Annotated in this window: 25 protein-coding genes and 1 pseudogene; 7 read left to right on the forward strand and 19 right to left on the reverse strand. The window is 38.7% G+C overall.

Annotated elements, in window-relative coordinates; translation table 11 throughout:
* Positions 1–93: 93 nt before the first annotated feature.
* The 3 genes from AC2CZC_RS09920 to AC2CZC_RS09930 form a co-directional block, all read right to left on the reverse strand.
* Positions 94–2,106, reverse strand: coding sequence for a methyl-accepting chemotaxis protein (locus tag AC2CZC_RS09920; RefSeq protein ID WP_484584691.1), 2,013 nt, complete (start codon positions 2,104–2,106; stop codon positions 94–96).
* Positions 2,107–2,644: 538 nt separating this feature from the next.
* Complete coding sequence (locus AC2CZC_RS09925) at positions 2,645–3,295, reverse strand: hypothetical protein (RefSeq protein WP_484584692.1); 651 nt, start codon at positions 3,293–3,295, stop codon at positions 2,645–2,647.
* A 717-nt stretch (positions 3,296–4,012) separates the two neighbouring features.
* Positions 4,013–4,435, reverse strand: coding sequence for a helix-turn-helix transcriptional regulator (locus tag AC2CZC_RS09930; protein WP_484584693.1), 423 nt, complete (start codon positions 4,433–4,435; stop codon positions 4,013–4,015).
* A gap of 99 nt (positions 4,436–4,534) precedes the next feature.
* Between AC2CZC_RS09930 and AC2CZC_RS09935 the strand changes: the two genes are divergently transcribed.
* The 6 genes from AC2CZC_RS09935 to AC2CZC_RS09960 all read left to right on the forward strand — a co-directional run bounded on the left by AC2CZC_RS09935 (position 4,535) and on the right by AC2CZC_RS09960 (position 7,951).
* Positions 4,535–4,906 (forward strand): hypothetical protein, encoded by a 372-nt coding sequence (locus AC2CZC_RS09935; RefSeq protein WP_484584694.1) that lies wholly within the window; start codon positions 4,535–4,537, stop codon positions 4,904–4,906.
* Between the two features lie 256 nt (positions 4,907–5,162).
* Positions 5,163–5,333 carry a hypothetical protein gene (locus AC2CZC_RS09940; RefSeq protein WP_484584695.1) on the forward strand — a complete coding sequence of 57 codons (171 nt, stop codon included), beginning with the start codon at positions 5,163–5,165 and terminating at the stop codon, positions 5,331–5,333.
* Between the two features lie 316 nt (positions 5,334–5,649).
* A complete protein-coding gene (locus AC2CZC_RS09945; protein WP_484584696.1) occupies positions 5,650–5,901 on the forward strand; it encodes a hypothetical protein in 252 nt (83 codons plus the stop codon).
* 276 nt (positions 5,902–6,177) lie between these two features.
* Positions 6,178–6,432 (forward strand): hypothetical protein, encoded by a 255-nt coding sequence (locus AC2CZC_RS09950; protein WP_484584697.1) that lies wholly within the window; start codon positions 6,178–6,180, stop codon positions 6,430–6,432.
* Positions 6,433–6,676: 244 nt separating this feature from the next.
* The gene (locus tag AC2CZC_RS09955) at positions 6,677–7,333 is read left to right on the forward strand and encodes a hypothetical protein (protein WP_484584698.1); all 657 of its coding nucleotides are present in this window, start codon (positions 6,677–6,679) and stop codon (positions 7,331–7,333) included.
* A 6-nt stretch (positions 7,334–7,339) separates the two neighbouring features.
* A complete protein-coding gene (locus AC2CZC_RS09960) occupies positions 7,340–7,951 on the forward strand; it encodes a hypothetical protein (protein ID WP_484584699.1) in 612 nt (203 codons plus the stop codon).
* Positions 7,952–7,977: 26 nt separating this feature from the next.
* Here AC2CZC_RS09960 and AC2CZC_RS09965 read toward each other — a convergent pair whose 3' ends face one another.
* The 6 genes and pseudogenes from AC2CZC_RS09965 to AC2CZC_RS09990 all read right to left on the reverse strand — a co-directional run bounded on the left by AC2CZC_RS09965 (position 7,978) and on the right by AC2CZC_RS09990 (position 11,637).
* The gene (locus AC2CZC_RS09965; protein ID WP_039494335.1) at positions 7,978–8,283 is read right to left on the reverse strand and encodes a type II toxin-antitoxin system RelE/ParE family toxin; all 306 of its coding nucleotides are present in this window, start codon (positions 8,281–8,283) and stop codon (positions 7,978–7,980) included.
* Positions 8,277–8,507: a hypothetical protein gene (locus AC2CZC_RS09970; protein ID WP_484584700.1), complete on the reverse strand. Its 231-nt coding sequence runs from the start codon at positions 8,505–8,507 to the stop codon at positions 8,277–8,279. The genes AC2CZC_RS09965 and AC2CZC_RS09970 overlap by 7 nt, the downstream gene beginning before the upstream one ends.
* Before the next feature lie 265 nt (positions 8,508–8,772).
* A complete protein-coding gene (locus AC2CZC_RS09975; protein ID WP_484584701.1) occupies positions 8,773–9,843 on the reverse strand; it encodes a S8 family serine peptidase in 1,071 nt (356 codons plus the stop codon).
* Complete coding sequence (locus AC2CZC_RS09980; RefSeq protein ID WP_484584702.1) at positions 9,836–10,468, reverse strand: hypothetical protein; 633 nt, start codon at positions 10,466–10,468, stop codon at positions 9,836–9,838. Before AC2CZC_RS09980 ends, AC2CZC_RS09975 begins: the two co-directional genes overlap by 8 nt.
* Before the next feature lie 305 nt (positions 10,469–10,773).
* Positions 10,774–11,139: pseudogene (locus tag AC2CZC_RS09985) on the reverse strand (tyrosine-type recombinase/integrase); the annotation flags it as partial.
* Positions 11,140–11,229: 90 nt separating this feature from the next.
* Entirely contained in the window at positions 11,230–11,637 is a 408-nt protein-coding gene (locus AC2CZC_RS09990; RefSeq protein ID WP_484584703.1) for a tyrosine-type recombinase/integrase, read from the reverse strand.
* A gap of 185 nt (positions 11,638–11,822) precedes the next feature.
* On the opposite strand from AC2CZC_RS09990, the gene AC2CZC_RS09995 reads away from it, so the two are divergent.
* Positions 11,823–12,650 carry a hypothetical protein gene (locus tag AC2CZC_RS09995; RefSeq protein WP_484584704.1) on the forward strand — a complete coding sequence of 276 codons (828 nt, stop codon included), beginning with the start codon at positions 11,823–11,825 and terminating at the stop codon, positions 12,648–12,650.
* 603 nt (positions 12,651–13,253) lie between these two features.
* Here AC2CZC_RS09995 and AC2CZC_RS10000 read toward each other — a convergent pair.
* The 10 genes from AC2CZC_RS10000 to AC2CZC_RS10045 form a co-directional block, all read right to left on the reverse strand.
* Entirely contained in the window at positions 13,254–14,318 is a 1,065-nt protein-coding gene (locus tag AC2CZC_RS10000) for a hypothetical protein (RefSeq protein ID WP_484584705.1), read from the reverse strand.
* Positions 14,319–14,349: 31 nt separating this feature from the next.
* Positions 14,350–14,529, reverse strand: coding sequence for a J domain-containing protein (locus tag AC2CZC_RS10005; RefSeq protein ID WP_484584871.1), 180 nt, complete (start codon positions 14,527–14,529; stop codon positions 14,350–14,352).
* Positions 14,499–15,047 (reverse strand): OmpH family outer membrane protein, encoded by a 549-nt coding sequence (locus AC2CZC_RS10010; RefSeq protein WP_484584706.1) that lies wholly within the window; start codon positions 15,045–15,047, stop codon positions 14,499–14,501. The genes AC2CZC_RS10005 and AC2CZC_RS10010 overlap by 31 nt, the downstream gene beginning before the upstream one ends.
* Positions 15,047–15,301, reverse strand: a complete 255-nt coding sequence (locus AC2CZC_RS10015; RefSeq protein WP_484584707.1) for a hypothetical protein — start codon at positions 15,299–15,301, stop codon at positions 15,047–15,049. The genes AC2CZC_RS10010 and AC2CZC_RS10015 overlap by 1 nt, the downstream gene beginning before the upstream one ends.
* Entirely contained in the window at positions 15,301–16,764 is a 1,464-nt protein-coding gene (locus tag AC2CZC_RS10020; RefSeq protein ID WP_484584708.1) for a type IV secretory system conjugative DNA transfer family protein, read from the reverse strand. The genes AC2CZC_RS10015 and AC2CZC_RS10020 overlap by 1 nt, the downstream gene beginning before the upstream one ends.
* Before the next feature lie 193 nt (positions 16,765–16,957).
* Positions 16,958–17,920 carry a relaxase/mobilization nuclease domain-containing protein gene (locus AC2CZC_RS10025; RefSeq protein WP_484584709.1) on the reverse strand — a complete coding sequence of 321 codons (963 nt, stop codon included), beginning with the start codon at positions 17,918–17,920 and terminating at the stop codon, positions 16,958–16,960.
* 1 nt (position 17,921) lies between these two features.
* Positions 17,922–18,308 carry a plasmid mobilization relaxosome protein MobC gene (gene mobC, locus AC2CZC_RS10030; RefSeq protein WP_484584710.1) on the reverse strand — a complete coding sequence of 129 codons (387 nt, stop codon included), beginning with the start codon at positions 18,306–18,308 and terminating at the stop codon, positions 17,922–17,924.
* Between the two features lie 643 nt (positions 18,309–18,951).
* Positions 18,952–19,995: a toprim domain-containing protein gene (locus AC2CZC_RS10035; protein ID WP_484584711.1), complete on the reverse strand. Its 1,044-nt coding sequence runs from the start codon at positions 19,993–19,995 to the stop codon at positions 18,952–18,954.
* Positions 19,992–20,474, reverse strand: coding sequence for a hypothetical protein (locus tag AC2CZC_RS10040; protein ID WP_484584712.1), 483 nt, complete (start codon positions 20,472–20,474; stop codon positions 19,992–19,994). The genes AC2CZC_RS10035 and AC2CZC_RS10040 overlap by 4 nt, the downstream gene beginning before the upstream one ends.
* Positions 20,475–20,477: 3 nt before the next feature.
* Positions 20,478–20,969, reverse strand: a complete 492-nt coding sequence (locus tag AC2CZC_RS10045; protein WP_484584713.1) for a hypothetical protein — start codon at positions 20,967–20,969, stop codon at positions 20,478–20,480.
* Between the last annotated feature and the right edge of the window lie 160 nt (positions 20,970–21,129).

The following is a 21,129-nucleotide window of genomic DNA, read 5'->3' on the forward strand; positions in this document are numbered from 1 at the left end:
AAACCTTTGTGTACGCAAAAGGGAGTATGAGCGCTTATTACTCCCGTAAAAAGCGCTATTTTAAATCTTTGTGCGTCTACTTACCAGTTTTGGCTAGCCACGTAATCTAAATCGGCTCACCAACACGGCCAGCTCTTCCGCTTGTTTGTTTAGCTCTTGTGCTGAATGTGCGGCGACTTGTGTATCTTGCAAAGAGCTCTGGCTTGATTGCTCGATTTGTGAAATATCTCTGGCCATTTCACTGGCTACGACTGATTGCTCTTCAGTGGCGGTGGCAATTGATTGGATCATCGACGCGATTTCACTGGCACCGGTGACGATCCCTTCAAGTTGTGTACCTGCATCTTCAGCCATAGACACGCTGTGGTTAACTTGCGATACGCTGTTTTCCATGGATTTAACCGCATGTTCTGTTTGAGATTGAATCGATTGAACGGTACTAACTACTTCTTCAGTGGCTTTGGATGTGCGCTCAGCCAGTGTTCTTACTTCATCTGCAACCACGGCAAAACCACGCCCTTGCTCACCGGCGCGTGCGGCTTCAATTGCGGCGTTCAACGCCAGTAAGTTGGTTTGTTCTGCAATACTGCCAATCACGCCAATCACATTGCCAATTTGACTACTTAGCTCGCCAAGGTGTGTAACATTTTCAGCGGTATCTTGTACTTCATTTGATGCTGATTTAATTTTATCAACGGTGGCTGTTACTGTTGAGCCGCCCTCTGATGCAAGGTTTCGTGCGCCGTCGGCATGGCTTGCTGCAACCTGACTTTGAGATGCCACCTCTGACACTGTTGCACTCATTTGCTCTATGGCTGTGGCGACCTGTGTGGATTGGTCGGCGGATGCTTGGCTGCGAGAAGCAATTTGATTGTTTGTCTCAGCAATATCATCACTGGATGTTTTAACATCATTCACCACATTGCTAATAGCTTGTAGTAGAGAGTTGAGTGAGTTTGACATCTTATTAGTGGCTTCTGCGAGGCTGTCAATTTCATCTTTGCCTTCATGGGTCAGCAGCGGTCTTGAGATATCTCCTTCACTGATCCCCTCGGCAATGGTGAGTACTTGACTCAAACGAGTCACAATCGAGCGACTGATCACAAATGCGACGGCGATAGCGATAATGGCTGCGACAAGCGTGATGAGTATAATGATAACAAGTGTGGTATTGAGCCCTTCAACCAATAAATCCAGCGCTTTAGTCGCATCATCTTTTTCTTCTTCACTAGAGACTTCAAGGATTTCGGATAGCTCGATCATCTGGTTAGTCGTGAGCTCAGCTAATTTTTTTTGTGCTGTGACGTAAGCTGTTGAGTCATAGGAGCGAAAGACTTCTTGCGCTTCTTTTTGAATGGTTGCGAACATCTCTTCAATGCGGGCGATATCACGAACTTCGTTAGGTTTTTGTTCTAGAGGTTTTAATAAATCTAAGTAATGCCTGAAGCTTTGTGCATCATCGTTAAAATCCGCTTCAGCGGCTGGGGCACCCGTGGTGTGAGAAATGATGGCTGCGATCATGTCACCACCCTCATCAACTAGCTCTAAATAATATCTTACACCCGGTAAGTCATCGTTTATTGATTCCTGTAGATCGGTTGATTTTAGGGCACCATTAAATTCTTGCTCTTTTAAATCATCTAATAAATCTTCCAATGGTTGGCCTACGTCACGATCTAATTTATCAACGCGTTGCTTAACTTGTTCGTAAGCGCGAGGGTCATATTTGGCAAAAATCTCGTTATTTACATCGCGATGGAATTTCTCTGCCAGCGCCATGATACGCGCCATTTTGTCTCTGTCAGATTGCTTCGCAGACTCATAGCCGTAAAGTTCTTTTTGAGTGGACTTAAAACGTTCGAACAACTGATTAAATTGCCCCACTTTACTGACATCGCCATTGAGATATTCAAGCGCAATATTATTGAGTTGATACTCTAAATGAAGAAGGCGGTTATATAAGATCATACCGGGTAGGTCATCACCTTTAACTTCAAAAGCTCTTGCAGTCTCGGTGGAGACTTTAAACCAAACAACGGTACTGGAAAAAACCATCAGTGCGATGAGGCAACCAAAGGATAAATAAAGCTTTTTACTCAAGTTCATATTGTTACCCAAGAAAGTTGTGTACTCCGATTACCTGGAATATCAAATTTGCCTTTTCAAATTATTAATTAAGGATAAGAAAATTGCGAATTTATGAATTAATTTCCTGATTGTTTGTTATATCGACATAAAAAGGTTCATAAAAGCACTTCGGGTAAAGCATGCTATTGTTTACTTGTTCAAAAAGTAAACTGGGTTTTCTCGCTTTTGATAGTAAGTGGTGAGATGCTTGTTGTTGTGAAGTAATTTTCAGGTTTGGTAAAAAGCCAATCCTGAATTAGGCTTGGCGATGTACAGTGAACTAACTTTCGCTGTTTGTCACCCTAGGGTGCCTAGAATGGAATATAACTAACGCGATATATACACAAGTCGCATAGGTGTTGATCAGTGGCAGCATTGCTGTGATAACAGCTAATACTTTGCTATATCGATATTTGTGTGCGACGAAGTAGTTTATTACAAGGCAAACAAAAACTTGCACAAAAAAAGCGACGGATATAAGGTGTAGCTCACCATTTCTAAGCATTTCTATCATATTTTAAGTCCTGTCAATTGGGGTAATGATTACTCTTCCCCTCACTCCTGTTTGTATAACTCTTAATCGAATACCATACTCTGCTGCTTTTTGTATGTACTGCTCTAGCTTGTATTGTGAAGAAAACTGATAAGTACCGTGAATTGAGGATCCTGCATCTGGGATCCGGTTTCCTTCAGAGTCTATTGCACTATGTCTTGTATACGTTAAGCGCAGTTTGGTCCCTGACCTCAAAGTGGCTGCTTTCATAACTAATTGCGAGCCATCATCAAACTCAAATAATAGCTCAATTCCTGCAAGTGGGTCATAGAATAAACCGCCAAAGATTGAGATAATTTGAGTTGACCAGTATGTTAGAGAGTCGTTTTGCTCAGCCCAATCATCGAGCCTATCTCTACTGCTACTATTTTGGGCCAACTCCCAAGCTGAATTATAACCACTACTGCTAGGCACACGCGTTTTCTTGGCTAAGTGCATATAAGACTGGGCACGTTTCGCTTTATCGATCAAACTTTGTGGAGTCGAAGACCTTCTGGCAATGACAATGGTTTCAAGTTCGCCAAACCGGTCTAATTGTGGTCTGGAAGTAACGTGAAATGACCCTGCTATTCCATGCGGAATGCTAACAAGGTGAACAGTGTATGCAGACGACATACTGTCTCCATTTGTTCTGTCAAAAATATAGGACCTTGCCTTGCTCTGCATAGATGTCACCGATGAACAACTTGAACAGGTTATGTAGCTGTCAGCATGGGCTTTTATATTGATAAAACACAGTAACAATAGAGTGAGGAAAGAGGAATTAAATAGCTCTTTTTTCATAACAATATCTCCTTATTAAATTGCTTTTTAAATGTTGTTCAAGCAGCTTAATTTCGCAATTGAATGGAGTTGAATAAATATATGATTTAAAAGCTCTTTTATTAACTATTTTATCAGTTGAGTAGTTTGTAGAACGTATTGGCAGATAGCTGCAAAATTTTAAACTTTAAGTATCTGTTTTTATTCGAGTGCTTAAGTTTTGTCAGCTGTATATTTTTTCAATTTAAATATTTATATGCTTTTTTGATGAGAACGTTTTAAACGACAGGCTTGTTTTGAGTAGCTAGATTGTATTACAGGTGCATGCATGTATTCTGGTTAGTATTTGCATAAAAAAGCCCAGCAATGCTGGGCGCTTGTCAATAATTTGGGTTTACCTAATTATTACTCAATATTCTGGATCTGCTTCTTGAGTGTAAAATGGAAGTCTTTAAATTACAGTTGGTTATCTTTGGTTTTTACTAGCAAAAAAGGGCGTCTGCCACCACTCCTGCCACCATTGTTTTTCGGTTAACCCTGTGTCGAATTACTCTATATTCCGAGGCTAGTTTAGCAGCTTTTAATCCACTCTTGTATATCATTATAGCGCCAGCCGATACGGCTTCCTGTTAGTGGCACTCTAGCGGGGAATTTCCCTGCGCGTTCTAGTCGCCAAATGGTTGTACGGGAGAGATCAGTTAGGCGCTGTACTTCTTTTACGCAAATGATCTTATCTGGTGTGTTTAGTTGTGGCGGTTCATTACTGGGCTGGATTTGTTGTGCTAAGTACTCCAAAAGTTGAAATCCGAAAAATTCCGTCAGATTTTCGTTAACCTGGATATACTCAATTTTATGCTGCTTCTGTAACTCTGTGAGCGCTTCAATAGTGCAATGCAAGAAAAGAGCGGCTTCAGCTTGAGAAAAACGCTGATAAAGGCATATACCCATGCTATCGGCCATATCACATATTTGTGGAGTAAACGGATGCGCCATATTTAAGCTCTATTCCCTTCTTGCTATACCTGACAAAGTTGAAATTTTAAGGTTTAGGGTTCAAACTGTTCATATATCAGTCAATATAGATAGTAATGTATGGAAGCCAAAGAGCAAGATTCAATTTATCGGCCAAAAGATGATGAGCTGGTTTCTCGAATTAATGCCTATCACACGGTAATGAAGGAAAAGCGCAATATTGAACTGAGTCTTGACCTATTCAAAGATAAAGAATGGGCTGAGCGGTTGGGTTCGACACAAGAACTCGAACAGGCGAACAAAGTCATTTCAACCAGCCTAGAAAAGGCCATAATGAGTTTTAGTGATAGCGATTTGAAAAAAGCCAGTGAGCAAAAACTCTTAGATGACACACAGCTCCATGAAATGCGAATTAACCAAGCTAAAGCAAAGCTCGGTACACTTCGCCAATCTCAAGATAGTTACGAGAAAAAACACGGTAAATCAATTTAATTGAGTGACTGAGTTAAATCGATTATTTCGAGTAACTCGAAATAACAAAGTAACTTTGATTATTCTAAAATATCAGTAAAATCAGTTTGATAGATTTAATTGATAACACAAGTTTATGAAAGTAACTGTTTATACCACAAAATGAGGGGCGGGGAAGTCTCCAATCTCAACCAATATCGTTCACGACCACGGTTTTGCGTTAGGAACAAACGAGCCATACCATATTTATGACGAAATATTACCTGAAGATCAGTTTATGGTCGTTGATCTCAATGAGCCTTTTCCTGTGATACCTGAGCATATAGATATGGTCTTCGATCTTGCTGGGGCACTTTCAAACAGCGCCTTAAGTATTAGCTCGGCTATTGCGCAATCGGACTGGGTGATTATACCTATCTATGACGAGTACAAGTCCATACTGGCGTGATTAAATACGCTTGCCGAAGTTTTGCACCTCAACAAAAATGTTCTTGTGGTGGCAACCAAACTGCAAAAAACTTACCGCGACAAAGGTAAAAGCTGGCATGAGTGCGAAAGTTTTAAATATATTCAAACGCTTGTGCATGAAAAATTTGGTTGAGATATTCCAGTGCTACCACTGAAGTTTTCCAAGGTATTTGATGAGATCTTTAAATCCAAAAAATCAATCTCACAGCTTCAAGCTGCATCACCACTTGCCAAGTTTCAATATAGGGAAGTGAGTAAGCAATTCGATGCCATTTATTCTTTAATCCTCCCTAAACATGAATCAAAAAAATAGCCTGACAAACATCAAGCTTAGTAACAAAAACACACTATCTAATTTGATGCATCAGCCATCACAAGTAAAAACCAGTGGCAGAACAGCAAAACCCGCTGCGGAAAAACAATCAGAGCTAGTGGGGCTAAGGTTTACCCCTTCAGAGCTTGCAATCATCAAGAAAAAGGCAGGGCTAGTGCCTGTGGCGACTTTTATTAAGAGCGAGTTGATTGGGAAATCTAAAATGTTAAATTAATCAAATGTTTGAGTGTTATTGTAAGTGTTTTGTTTCTGAAAAAGAAATTTTTGGTTTTGAAAGCCTAAAAAAACATCTTGTTTAATAAATTAATTACTGTACAATTCTGCGTCCGTGACACGTCTGAGCCTCTAAAAATTTAGGCTTTATTAGAAATGCAAGAACTGCCGATTTCTGCAGAAAGTTGTCGGTTTTTAGGTAATTTTTGCGTTTTCTAACTAAATGTTTATAATGTGACCAAGCATTGGTGCTTTTTGATACTTGGTTCGTGGAATTATGAGTGCATTTTATATCGCAGATGTGGACAAGCTAGAGAGTGCGATAGACTCTACTGGTGCGAGTATTTCTTTGATAGCTGTATCTGGGAAGTTATCAAGAGATACTTTAAATAATGCAAGGAATGGAAAGCGTATAAGCAAAGCTAAAGCGAATGGGATAGTCAACGGTTTGAATATTAATGGTTGTGCTCCTCCTATTGAGCTACAAGATATCTTTAGCGAATACACTAATAAATTATTAATTAACGAGTAAAACAATGAGAGTTAATCAACTACGCACTAGCAAAGATTGGGAAAACTTATCTGCAGGTGTGAGTAATATGTTTAGTAACATTAAGCGTAGAACCTTCGAAGATTTAGAGCGCGGAGGTGATGGAAGTGGGCACAGAATTGTAAACCGGGCCAAATATAACGTTGATGATATAATAAATGGCTTACCAGTACGCATTTCTAGAATTAAATAGCTCCCATTAGCTTTGTGAATTAAGGATTATTAAGTGTCACAAGATTGCAAACCTCATTCTAAATTAGCGAGGTTTCCAGAATACGCAAATGAGTATAATGTAAACAACGAATTATTAGAGCGTGCTATCCAGAGTCAAGTTACTCATATGAAAGATCTTCACAGCGAACGGTTTTCGGATGTTGAAGGTTTTGCCCCATATATGGACTATAGAATCGCTGACCTGCTAGTTTCAGTAACGGATGATTTGATACGATATGCTAGATACCATGATATTACGAAAGAAAAGCGTAAGGGCTGTGGCACCGAAATCTACTCTATATCTGAGCCAGTAAGGGCCAGCTATTTTGCAAAATGGATACTCAAGTTAAAACCTGCATCGTGGGATTCCATTTCATCTTCTGAGAGTTACACGAGCTCAGAAGTTGAATCTACAGAGTATATAAAAAATATTGAGCATGAAATTGAGTTTTGTAATGAGCACTTAGCCCTTCTGATGCTCTCTATACTTATGAATGTAAAATATGATAACGAAGATGAACTCGTCGAGTTTAATAAGTTTTTTCATAGAATTGACTTATCTACAGTATATTATGCTCTTCGTTATAGAAATTATCACCAAGATTCATTTACCTTACTATTTTACAAAATTTTCTCTATTTGTGATGAAATGGAATTTAACATAGATTGACCGTATATGGATAAAATCGCTTATATAATTCTTATATACATATCGTTACCACTGCTTATCGCGGGTTATACGGTTATGAAAAATGATGAATTAAGTAAGAAGGTTTTTTTTTCTGAATTCTTGTTAGCGTTTATTGCGATTTTATTAATGCCATTAATTCTAAACTCTATCGGTAATGGTATCTTAACGGACTTTTTTTCTAAAGAGACCAATAAGGCTTTAGAGCTAATAGCATATGCATGTGCAATTGCGCTGGCTGGAAAGAAAGTAATTTCAACAGCTTTGGAAGCTCTTAATTTATCTCAAGTTAAAAAAGGTTTAGAAGAACAGCAGAGAGAAATTGATGATCTTGAAGAAGAGCAAGAAACTATTAGGAAAAAACAAATATCAGTTGATTTAGAGACAGTTGTACCCCAAAAATTAGACTCTTATAAAGAGCTGCTCAATTCAATCTATAATAGTGAAAAGACTATCGAAGTGACTGAAAGTAATTTAGAGATGCTTTCAGAATTGGAAAGCAAAAGGTATATAAACGTTTATGGAAAGCTTGAGGCAGGTAATCCCCTAAGTTGTGTGGTTACAAGGCTAGGAAAAAGCTTCCTTCAGGAAAAGCGGTAAAATATCAAATAAATAGTTTTTTATTTTCACTTAGAATTACGCAACAGCATATTTTGAAATACCGAGGCGTGGAGTATATGCAGGATATACACACAGTCTTTTGATGTATCGTATTGATAGTACAAGTTGTAGTCTCGGTAAACAAAGCGCCTGATATTCTTTTCTTTGTTATAGAGCGGGTGAGAGCAAGGGAATGTAGCTAAGTTTTCAACAGCTCTGTGCAAGAACTCTTCACAAAAACTTCTGGCTCTGGCTGGATTATCTTCAGCTATAAAACATTCGATCGCTTCAAGGTCGGTTTTGGCTTTGCGGGTTAATAGTACTTTTACCATTGAGATGCAGGTTTAGAAAGTATCTGTGAGATGTTGCCAGCGTCAAGTTCAACCATATCACCATTAGCCACATCTTGAAGACCTTGTTCAATACCCGAATCAATGCGCTTTTTTACATACTCTGAAACCGCCTCGAAGATAAGATCTTCTGGCGACTGAAACCCTGAACTATCTGCTTCAGCTTGTACAAGCTCGGCAACGTTGCCGTGGAGAGTAATAGTCATGCTGTCTACTCTTAAAAAAATAAGTCTACTTTTATTGTATCAGAAATTGGTCAAAGTCAAATGGTCAGTTAGCAATCAACTTTAAACTAATGAGTATAGTTTTGCTTCTTTGTATGTTATTGAACTAGATCCAGAACAGGAACTGACATCTAGCTATGTGGTTGGATTACAGCAAGACACCTATTTCTCGAATTTCGCTCGAGTGAGGATTGGGTCATTAAAATAAAGCCAAACTTTGGTCTGGCTATTTTATTTTTGTCACTTGTTATATTGGTGGGCCATAGACACGAACAACTTCTTTGACTATTTCATAGATATTTAAAATTGGTCTTTCAGTGGTTCTCTCATCTAATCCCCGCACTTTATTTATATTTTGTAAGCTGGCTCTGTTTAGTATGTAGTCTTTTATTATTGTTGGATTGCTTTTTATTTCATTGTGGATAACGGCTGCTGTTCCTGTCACTTGTGGAGCTGTAAAGCTGGTTCCCTTTTTACCTGTGATGTAGAGGCTCTTGCCAGATTCGACACGGTCTGGCCCGCCAACATTTTCAGGAGCATAAATGTCAACAGACTCACCATAATTTTGAGTTATTTCGTCGCCTTGCAATGCACCAACAACTATTACATTATCAAGAGGTCTATACTCATATTGACGAGTTGTTTCAATATATTGGTAGTGTATTCCTCCATTTTCCTTCCTCGCATCTACATCTGAGTTTCCAGCGGATAATACAAATAATGTGTTAGAGCAATCTCTTGAGCGAAATACATCTCTCCATTCCTGCATATCTTGAAAGTGTTCGGATTCGTTATAACTTTCTTTGGTATACCTGTAGGATTTTGAGGATATGGTTTGGGATATGTTTATTATATCAAGGCTTGAGCAAATATATTTAACGTATTTTATTCTGCTTTCCCATGAGTTTTTGTCATGATAACTTATTCCATACATTTTTTTTGGTTTAACTATTCCAGTATAACCTAGTTGGTTGTCTTTTTCTGCTCCTATTATACTAGATACAAGAGTTCCATGACTTCCTTGGCGGTTGGTAATTTTGGTAAGCGTGTTTACCAAGTCATCAAAGTTGTAGTAAAATCCAGAATCTAAAACGCCTACACTGACCGTTGGGTTGCTGTGTAAATACGAGTATTTACTAAGGAAAGTCTCTTTAGAATTGTCCAAGCTGTCAAAGCCGATTACTTCCATATACTTGTTTTTTCCATCTTCAAATGTGTACAGTTTACTGTCCTCATTGCTAGCGGAGTTTGAACTTTGTGAGGTAGTGAGTAATGATGTAAATAATAATATTTTTATCATGGGTCTTTCATTAACCATCTGTTAGTGTCCTTATTACTTTTTGATACTTTTCACTTCTATACTCTGGAAGGGTTCCATAATTCTGAGCGTGTCGTTTAATAAATCTATCATCTTCTAGGTTTCTTAATAGGCCTTTAATTGTCTCTACTTCTTTGGCATTAAATTCATTTAATTTTATTTTTATATATAATTTTCCATCTTCAGGTTTACTTTCGAATTTTGTTAGGTTGTAGCCAAGTAGGCTTTCTATCTTTTCTTTATTTATTTCATCTTCACTAAAGCTTTCATGGAAAGTGATTATATATTCGTCGGCGATGTAACCAAGGGAAGAGGGGTAGTGAGGGTTTTCTAAATCAAAATCTTCGATATAGAAAGGAATCCAGCCATCTTCTCTAACAATATAATTTATATTTTCAACTCTTTCAGGAGAGAGGTTTTTTGTGAGGGTTTTCTCTTTGTTATAGCTTTCTTTTTTAGCGCTCTTTGGCTTGTTATATTCTTTTTCTTCCTTTAATTCTTTCAAGAGGTTGTTTTTTGTATAATCTTTTTTTTCTTCATGCCCTTGCGTTAAAAGTAAAGCACTAACAGCACCGATTATTGCGATTATTGCCATTATTTTTTTGGTGTTAAATTTATAATTCATGGTAGTTGTCACTGAGAAATAGCACATATCCTTCTTAATGTTTCACTTGTGTTTGTTTTTTGCCAATATTTTGTTTTTATTCATCTTTGAAAAATACTAAAGCAGAAGGGGAGGTGATTTAAAATTAGTAACTCTTGATTTATAGGAGTTGTATAAGTCACCCGTTATTGTTGCCACTGTATATTGGTAACTTTATGAAAAATAAGTTTTATTCAGCGTAAAGTCGCTTTCAGTGAAATTCCATTTTTTGATATAAGTTTGAGCTTATTCATTATAAGGGTACTTAAATAAAGTCAAATGGACAGTTAGTAATCAACTTTGAAACTGGCGCTTTTCTCTGGTTCGTGGCTTCTGGTGTCATACATCAAAGTTGTACTGACATTTGCGTGTGTGACTGTTCGCTGTACGTCTTCAACTGGCGTATTGTTGCGTAATGCTTCGGTAATAAAGGTGGCACGGGCAGAGTGTACAGAGTACTTTTCAAAATTTGGTATCTCCGCACGCCTCAGATACTTTTTGAATATATATCGAATATTGACTGTTGATATGGGTGTGTATGGCTTGGGTGATTTTCTTGAGTTTTGAAACAGGGGCGCTTCGGGATCATTCGCATAGTTATACTTTGATAAATATAGCCTCAATGCGGCTTGCAACTTATGATGGATCGCAACTACGTTTTCTTTTCACCCCTTTTCACGGATCTCTAGTACAAAATATCCGGAGCGCAGGTAAAAGTCACCGACTTTAAGTCTGTGGATGGCTCATTCACGGCATCCAGTGTAAAACAGTACATGTAATAGCGCCCAGTCTCTTAATTCTCTGGGATTATCTTTATTGGGTATGCTCATCATCGTTTTCACCTGCTCAACGGGCAGGCTTGGTGTGACGACTCTTTGCTGGCTTAGTTTAGGTCTTTTAACACCCTTAACAGGGTTGGTTGGCATGATCTGCTTTTCACATAAATGGTCAAATAATGAAGACAGGGCCGACAGCTTATTACAGATTGTTCGGTTAGTATAACCTTGATCTCTGAGTGCTTCTCTCCAGATAAGCACATCAGCCTGTTTTACACTGTGTAATGCTTTCGGGCTTGTGATAGTTGCAAAGCTGATAAACTGTTGGATTGCCTGTTGATAGGTTTTTCTTGTCGCCTGAGATGTAAAATTCATCAACCAATAATTTTCTTCAGTGAGGTGAGGTATTGAAATTTGGCAGGCTGATTTCTCAAGTTGGTTTCACATGGTTATGGGGTTAAGAACTATCGATAATGATAATATATTTTATTGATAGTTGATTTACATTTGTTATCTCTTTTGTAACCATAAAGGTCTTTAGTTCTAAAAAGGATACTTTCATGAAATCTAAAATTGCAATTTTATCATTAATTTTATCTGCGTCTTACCCTGCTATGTCTTGGGATATTCCGTTTGGCACAATTCCCCTTGATTATAGTTTATCTGAGGCTAGTAATGGTGCTGCATTATACAAGAAGGGTAGGGAGTATTATGCCATCGTAATGGATACTGATAAAAGCGATATTGAGCTAGGGAACTTTGATTATACAGGAAATGTAGATAGCAATGGGCTTGACCTATATACAAAAATGAAGCTAGGTGAGCATTGGGATAAATATTCTGACTATTCATATTTTGGAATGGTTAATGGTCAGTTTTTTTCTCACAAGTATAGTTTCACTGTAGCTCCTATTACATATCCAGTCGTATCAGATGGAATACCAATTACTACCTACATAGATAATAAAGGGAGGGATATTAAAACTCTAACAAAAACATGGGGTGGTAGTTATTACATCAGCTCTGGTTTCAGTTATGGTCAGAATGTAGATAGCGCTATTGTTGGGTTTCACAAAGATGAATATCTTTCGGATGATGATAAAACAAATAAGGTGGATAGGTTGTATATAGGAGGGGTTCCTCGTAATGGATGTAATCCTGATAACCAGACTTGCCAGTTTAAATATTTGATTTTTCTCATTGCCAACAATAAATCAATACCACAAGTAATTAGTGAGTTTGACAGTTGGGGGGTAAAAGGTAGTGCGATTATTCGTATGGACGGTGGAGATTCAGCACAAATGAAGACTAGTACCTTTGAATTTGATTCAGACTTAATTAGAAGCCGTAAAATACCGCACTCAATTGGAATAAAGAAATATAAGTAGCTTTTCTTTTCATTAGGTCTAACTCTAGGGGATGCTGTAAAGTGCATCTCCAAATATAAAAGGTGTGGAAATGATTAGAAGTGAAAATGCGTATTTTATTATTGATAAGTATAACTTTCTTTCTTTTATAAATACAAACGGCAGTAAGGCCAAGGGTGTCAAGTTAAGAATAGACAAGGAGTAAAATGATGTTAGGTTGTGAGTGAACCAGAAATAATAAAATCATCACAAAATAATTGCTGGTGTGTGTTTTTTTATTTCACTTCAGGATATTCACAATATAGCTGGGTAAATAATGTTTAGTACTGGTATCGTGAAGAAAATAAATGATAGCCAAGTTTGCGCTAGCACATTTGATGCTTTCCTAAATTTCATATTTCTCACACCAATTTTTCTGGTCATAAAGATAAGTGTCAATGCCATAGTCGATGCAAAGACACTAAGAGTAATCGAGTAGGGAAGTAACTCTAAGTCTTGGAGAAATCATTTTATCGGAATAAAGTATACTCATGTTAATTTCAATATTGCTTCGTACATTTTTTATGTTAATTTTAAATGTTTTTATTTTATTTATATTTCATTCTGAGTCAAGGTGTTATCTTTTTAGTTTTTGATGTATGTTGTTATGGAGCTTCTTTCAACTTCAATGATATTAGTTCTATTTTTATCAGATTCCTGTTCTAATTTCTGGATACCTTTTTGAATTCGCGTAAAATCTTTCTGTGATTTTTTCAATCTCTTAGCTGTGTCGTTACATTCATTGTGTAAGTCATGAGGCCTTTGCAGGGTGGCACTGACCTGAGCTTCCCAGCGCCGAATTTTCTTTGCACAACTAGGCATCAGACCATCAAAGCAACTGTATGCTGAAGCGATACGCGTGGCCATTGCTGCACTCTCAAGTAATGCACTGAGCCCATCAAAAAAACCTCCTTGCCCGTCTCCGATTGCATCGGCTGCGCTTTCAACTAATCCGAGACCAATTTCACCACCGGATATGCGTTGGCTGATCATTGAGCTACACGCATTACCAGCTAAGAATAACTCCGTCTTGCTTGCTCTTTTACCTTTGCGTTTTCTCTCTTCCTTGAGTGCATATTGGCAAGCCTTTGAGCCTAGTGGCGCAAGGCATGAGATCTGAGCTTTTTGTAAAGCTTCTTCGTCATCACAAATTGTATGAGGACGTTCAGGCAAGCTTTCAGTAGCGGGTAATGAGCAACGCTTATCCTTATACGCTGGGTTATTATTGAGTGCTCTAGTCAGACTTTGTATATCACTGGGATACTGTTGCCGGTAGTTTGCGATCTTTTGTTCCAGTTCGTCTTTTTCTGCGAGTAACGTGGCATGCTTAGTCGGGAGTGGGTTTTTGATGCACTTGTGGATAGGCTTTCCATTATGGTCATTTTGTGGCACAAGTTTGAAGCACTCACCAGTGACTGGCATATTCAATGTGTACTTATATCGATGTGGGCCTATTTCTCTGCCATACCAGCGCTTATTGTCTTCAGAAATCAAAGTAGGTAAATCTTCATTCGATTGTTGTTTTTGGTAGTGCAAAGTGATGGAGTCATATTGAGATGTCACTTTGTATGGCGTTGGGGTTGAGCAACCTGCTACCGTTAAAGCAATTATCAGTAAACAGAACAAGGTCAATGTGCGTTGTACTAGCATTCGTGTATCTCCTTTAGAAACCAGTTCAGTACTACTTCAACTTTCTCTGAATTGTCTCCCATGCAATGTTGATTAGCTTGGCGTTTTCTTTCGCCTGTTGTTTTAAAATCCCGTCAAACTTATCTAGTTTGTCGGGATGAAATAAGTTTGATAAATGACGATAAGCTTTTTTAAACTCAGCTAGGCTGCTGCCAGCATGAACGCCAAGAATTGAGCAAGCGTCCTCGAATTTGCGCGGATTAACCCCGTAGAATCAAATTGTGATTGGCTTGAGCTGTTGTTCGATTGTTGTTGGCTTTGTTGCCGCTGAAAGGCTTCTTGCTTGCGTCTGAGTTCTTCACTGGCGCGCCTTATTTCTTCCTCGGCTTGAGCTTTTTGTCTGCGGAGTTCTTCAGCTTGGGCTTTTATACCTTGCTCTGCTTGCTTTATGTCATCTTGGTATTGAGCTTGGCTTTGTTCACTTTTAGCTTTTGCGAGTTGATAGCAGAGTTTTACTTCAGAGAACGCATCGATGAGCCAATAAAAAGGATTGGTGTAAACGTATAAAAAGCCCAGTAAATAAGGGATAAAATACCAGTTTTGATCTTCAGTAACTAACGTTGAACCTACAGGCACTAATGAGACGGCTAACCCAATAAAGATAAGAAATGGATTACCACCTTTGCAGCATTTGCCAAAAATGAAGCCCATAATAGCTACAAACACCGTAAAAAATAAAACCGTGGTCATTATTGAAACAGTCTCCGATATAAGGGCTTGCCTGTATGTACTAAAAAGCCAGCTACAAAAGGAATAGTGATAAACCAAGTATCAACCGCCATTGCAAATTGCATCATGGGGTAAAAGATAAGCAAGCCTACCAAACACCAAAAAATATTCCCTTTACGGCAAAACCAGCCAAAGACAAATCCACAAGCGAAGATCAGCCCAAGGTAAAATAGCAAGTCACCCGTGAAGTGTACGCCAAACAAGTAAAACTCCATTACAACCTCACCAGTTTTGGGTTAATGCAGCGGTTGCCATGATTGCTAATAATTGGCGGAAAGCTCGCTGCTTTTTTAAATCGTCTGTTTTGATAATAAGGTGTTACGGTCAATTTAACGGGGTATCGATTTTTACATATCAATAATGCTTCGTTATCGAGCATGGTTCTGACTTCGTCAGAGTTAAGCAAGTTGTATTCTCTGTAGTTGTCATGGGTATCGGTAAACTCGGCGACTTGTCTTTCTCGTACACGTCCTGATAGCTTGGAAAAATACTCAGCGGTTACGAGATCTGAGCTGCTTAAACAAATATTGGTGTTAAACGCGCCTTGGATTGATTCAGCGGTTTTTTGTCCGTAGCGCATCGACAATTGAGAGATAGACTGCAAAATTATTGAAAGCGATACACCATACCCCCTGATAGTGTTAGCAACTGAAACAAAATCACTCACGTAACTATTTCCAAACTCATCATATAGAATATAAACAGGTAATGAATTGCCATCCAAATGATGATTACGCATACACTCATTGAACACGCTACGAAAGAACAACGAGGTCGCGAATGAGTAATATTTTTGGTGCTCTGGCGGCGTACAAAAATAAATGATGGTTTTTTCTTTTCTTAGGCGTGAGAGGTCATAGTCGGACTTGCTAAAAAAGGTACGCATATCTCGATTAGTCAACGCCCTGAGAGCGGTTAAGCAGATCCCAACAAATGATTGAATTGCTTCTTTGTTACCTGTTAACGCGCCTTTCCACTCGTTCAGTACAGTTTCGTCTTCAGGAAAATTTGGATCCCAGCAATTATTAACTATCCAATCATCCAACCCCTCACCAAGCGCACCAAAATTTTGTAATAGGTGGTAGAGGTTAGGTAAATTGAAATACTTCTTATCACCAAAGCTTAAGCACTTTATCAGCGCACCTAAAATACGTGTTGCACCGTTGTTCCAGTAGGCGTCTCCTTCTTTTGGGTTTCCTGACCAGATCAAGGTTTCGGCTATTAATTCCAGTTCGACAAAATTTTTGGCTTCGGTGAATGGGTTGAACAAATTAGACTTGCTGACATCATGTGGGTTAAATACCACAATGTTGTAGCCGTTGGCTTTTAAATATCCTGATGTAGCTTGATGCACTTCGCCTTTGGGGTCGTGAACAACTAACGAAACGTTGTCGTTTGCCTTGGCTAATACGTTACTGATAATGTACTTAGTGGTTTTTCCAGCGCCCACGCGGGCTGTGAAGCATACATTTTGAAAGCTTTCAGTTACCGATAAATAACGGTTATTGCCATCAATAAGTAGTCCTTTATTTCTGCGCGATAAAAAGCTGCTAGCCTCGCTACTATTTAGCAGCTTAGAGCCTTGCTTGGTGTTGAGCACTTTACCTTTAATCAGGTACTCAATGGCCTTATAGGCAAAAGCGCCAATCGCTTTAAACACCATAATAATCTTATCCATCCTCCTTGGTTATAGAATATTGTTTTGACTTTCTAGCTCATAACAACGATTGCCTATGCTGTTGCAATGTTTGTTTGGCTTTATCTGATTTGTGTTTCCACGGTTTGTTTAACTTTGAGCCTTTCACCAACGCCAGCGCTTGATTACAAATACGCTTTACCTTTGCTTTAACAAGCTCAATGGTGGCGCTAATTCAACGGTGCTTTTTCTCATCGTTATCAGCATTTTTATGAGAGCTGCGATGTTGCTTTAGCTGCTCTTTTGCTTTGTCTTGCTTTTCCTCTGGCAAAACATCACGCTTTTGTTTTTCTGAGCTTTTATTGAGTGTAGCTTCTTTTTTGGCAAACTCCTGTTTCTGCTCCTGTATTTGCGGTTGCTGGGTCAGCTCTATTTGCTTACTCATCGCGGTAAATTGACTCTCAAGGCCGAGTGTTTTAAGACGGTACTTTCTGTCAGTTACAGTGTCTTTAAAACCGATGGCCTTACCTCGGGTATAAATTTCTAAATGTTCAGCGGCTAAACGTTCAAAAAATTGCTGCTTATTAATCGATTGAATAAAGATGCGTTCAAGCGCTTTGGTTACTCGTTCTCGTTCGGGCATTTTTCCCGTACGTTTTTTTAATTCAGCCCCATTGTGAGATGTTTTCTTACCAGCTTGTTTGTTGATCACAAGCCCTTGTTGCAATTCGGGGTAGTGTTTATTTGTCCAAGTTTCTAAATGTTTTTTTGCGCGATCAAATTCATGTTTGCTCAAGCGTAGATTTTTATTGCTCCCTCGTTCATTAGAGCTAATCATAAGGTGAAAGTGGATATTATTTTGCGCATCGTTGTGCATATACCCATAAACAAGGTTCTTGTTTGCTCTTTGATCCACATACTCTTGCACTATATGAAAAAGCGCGTCCTGTTGCTTTTCAACACTGACGCCTTGGGTACGTGTAATCGAAATAATTTCGTGATACAGGTACACGCTGTTTTTTCGTTTTTTAAAGAGCAAGGAGTTATCGATAAACTCCTGAAGTATTTTCTCTCGTTGGTGTGTATAAACATTTCTCGAAAAAACATGCACACCGTCATGTTTTTCCGCTCCTTTTTTCATATAGTCATAAAGCTGATCAAAGTTTGCGACTTTGCGGCTTTTTGACTTAATTATCATGTTACTTTTTTAATCCTTTTAATGTGTACTCGGTGACTAGATCTTCTAGCTTTTTCAGCTCCATCAATAACTCGTTTTCATGCACCATAACTTGTAAGGTGTTTGAGCGGTGCGCGATTTGATTAATATTGTTGGCAACATTACGAATTAAAAAATGTAGCGTATCGAGCTTTTCTTTTAGCTCAGCTGGGATAAAGTATTGTTGTTGCTGATAAGCCATTGCCATGTTTTTTACCGTCTGGCTAACGGTGAGCTTTTCTTGTTGAGCAGCCTTTTTAAAGTCGCGATACTCTGCCAGCGTAAAGTTTAACTCCACACGTTTATGGTGTTTTCTAAACTCTGCCATGTACTGCTTTTGATAATCTTTTTTGTGCTCTGGGCTGTCCATACAGGTCTATTAGCAAAATAAATTATTGGCTCGATACTGAGCTTTTAAGGGGGTTGAGGGGGAAGCCCCCCACAAGATGCAAACAACGGTAGCGAAGCGTATTTCCGGAAGTTTGCAATCTTGCTCTCATACTTCAAGCATAGCTGAGAGTTTAAAATTTGTGCAAATTTTAAGTGCGAATCTAGCGCAAAAATTTACAGGAGTGCAGGGTACGTAAATGCAGGGGCACAGGGTACGCACACCCATTTTGGCGCGGTTTTTTATACTGATTACAGGAGCTGAAGGTACGTTTCAGCGGATCACACGAGAAAAATACAGGGAGGTAAGGTACGTTTAGCTACGTTTTGAAAAAAGTTACAGGGAGCAGGGGTACGTTTGTGCATTTTTAAGCATAAATTTAAGACTGAAAATGCTAAATACAGGAGTATGGAGTACGTAAATGCAGGAGTTGAAGGTACGTTTCAAAATTTATTGTGGCTTGGTGCTGCATACACGATTGTAATCTATTGCCTCTAACCTTTTCTTTAACCCTTTTAATCTTATTTATAACCAGTAAATAATAAGTTTTATTCATAAGTTTTATTCAGTGGTTAAATGAAATTCAAAAAATGCCCTGCGGGGCTACTTGCTTAAAAAAGAAAAATTATTGATGGCTAACATGCTCAATCAGCCACTCATTCAGGTCTTTGTGGTTTGGGTAGGCACTCGATAGATCATTTATTTTTAAGTGGCTGAGCGAATTGTTGAGCTGTTCCAAGGTTTCAAGCCCTGTGGTTTTGTTGTTGAGTTCGTCACGATCTCTAAAATAGTCTATCTCTGTAATAGCTGGGTGTTGCGCAACAAATTGAACAAACCTATCAAGCATGGCACTACTATTGAGCACCACGGTTGTAAACGGAGGAGTGTGCAGGTTCTTAGCGGTTAGGTACGAAAGAAAGTCGATAAAGCCCTCAAATAATAAGGTTTTGCGAGTGCCCTTATCAAACACACTAATATCAACGCCAAGCCCCGCAAAGCCTTTAAAGTTTTTGTTTCTAATTGCAAAGGTGCTACCACTGGCAAAGCCAATAGAATAAAACTGTTTACCTGATGCTATCAGGCGACACGTAACTTCTTGTACGTACCCTTTGGCGATGTTGAGGTTTATTTTCCTATCGTTTTGTAGGTATTGCTTGAGAGGGTAACTAAACAAATTTTGTACTTTTATCACCTCTATTGCCGCTGATTTTTTATTTAAGCCAGTCACGTCGTTTGTAGTAGGGGCAATGCTTGGTGTTGAGGCGTCAAACAATGTTGGAGGCACATTATTTGCCACTATACGGGCAGCTTTATTTGAAAATGAATGTACAGTCGGGTAAATACTATCAAGCACCTCTAATGCGCTCTTAACGTCATTATCAGGCAAGTTATGAACATGGCACACTAATTCAATTAGGCGACCGCCAGCGCCTACAGGCACATCTGACCAAATATTTTTCTCAATGTTTACACACAAAGAGGGTTTGCTATCTGATCTTGTTGGGCTGTGGTAAACGTACTCAAGGCCATTAGTTCCTTGCTGAGTACGGGCAAATTTTGCGCCTATACGTTCTAGGTAATCAGTGATTGGAATTTGTCTTGCGTCTTGGGTTCTCATGGTTTGGGTTATTGAAATATTTTTTTCTTGTTGCCAAATAGCATTTTTCACTTCTCTATATTGTAGGCTGTTTTTTTACGATGAAATGTTGCGCTGGAATCATACTCAAACGCCATCGGCTCTACTTTTACAGACTCATCGGCAATAAAGGCTTTTTCAGTACGTTTTGTTAGTTGGTTGTTTTCAATCATAATGCTGATAAATTGTTTTGAAGGGTAAATATTGAGGATCGCATCAGCGATTTTTCTGCCTTCGTACTTTTTCTTTATCTCTACTTTGCTGATCTCTGGCATGGCTTCGAGTAGCTTTGTGATCTTTTGCAGTGTAATTCGCTTTTCTTTGTGCTCGTTGAAGTGAATCTTTTCAATAAGATAGTTAAGTGATGGGTTATAAGTTGCCTTTTCACTGGCATAGCGAAACTTAAGGTTAAGTAATGCCCTTAGTTTTATCAGGTAGTAAGACTTAGAGGCAACAATGCTGGCCGAGTCTGAGGCTTTCCAGTCGCCGCTTTGAATATAATTGGTGATCATATTTCAAAGCTCTATGACGACTTTTTTATCCTCCATGTAAATGTCTTTGATGCGGTTAAAAATATACAGATTTTCGCCGCTTTCATTGCGCACGGCGATATCAGTACGTTTTAGTATCTCTAATGCTTCACGTATGCTTGAAGTGTTGTAAGGGCAATCGTTCGGCTTCAGTGTTTTGTTTTCGACTTTGTTGATGGCGTTGATCATTTCTTTTTGGATTTGATAGTAGGTTGTCTTGAGATAAAACACTTTGTTATTTTCGCCGTCAGATTGAATTTGCATCGCTTGTTTTGAAGCCATTGAAATAATCGCATATTCAATACGTGCTTCTCTTAAATGCGGGAAATGGCTTTGAAATTTTTTACTTTTCTTGTTCTTAAAGTTGGCAGGTGAGATCTCTGCAATAAACCCTTTGCCATCAATGGTAAATGGTCTTTCAACGGATTCCGCTACACCTTCATTGATCCATGTGATCAGCGGGTCATTCGGCGACACATCTTTTGGAATTGCTTCGTAGGTTTCAGAAAGGTTGAGTCTCTTGGTTGACTGAAAAAGCTCAAGCTGAATCGCGATGTTTTCTTGTCAAAACTGCACACTTCTAGGTTTTGGTCACATAGCGGTAAGTTAAAAAGTATTGGTTGTGATTATTTTACTC

This window comes from Pseudoalteromonas sp. MMG033, assembly GCF_057197785.1.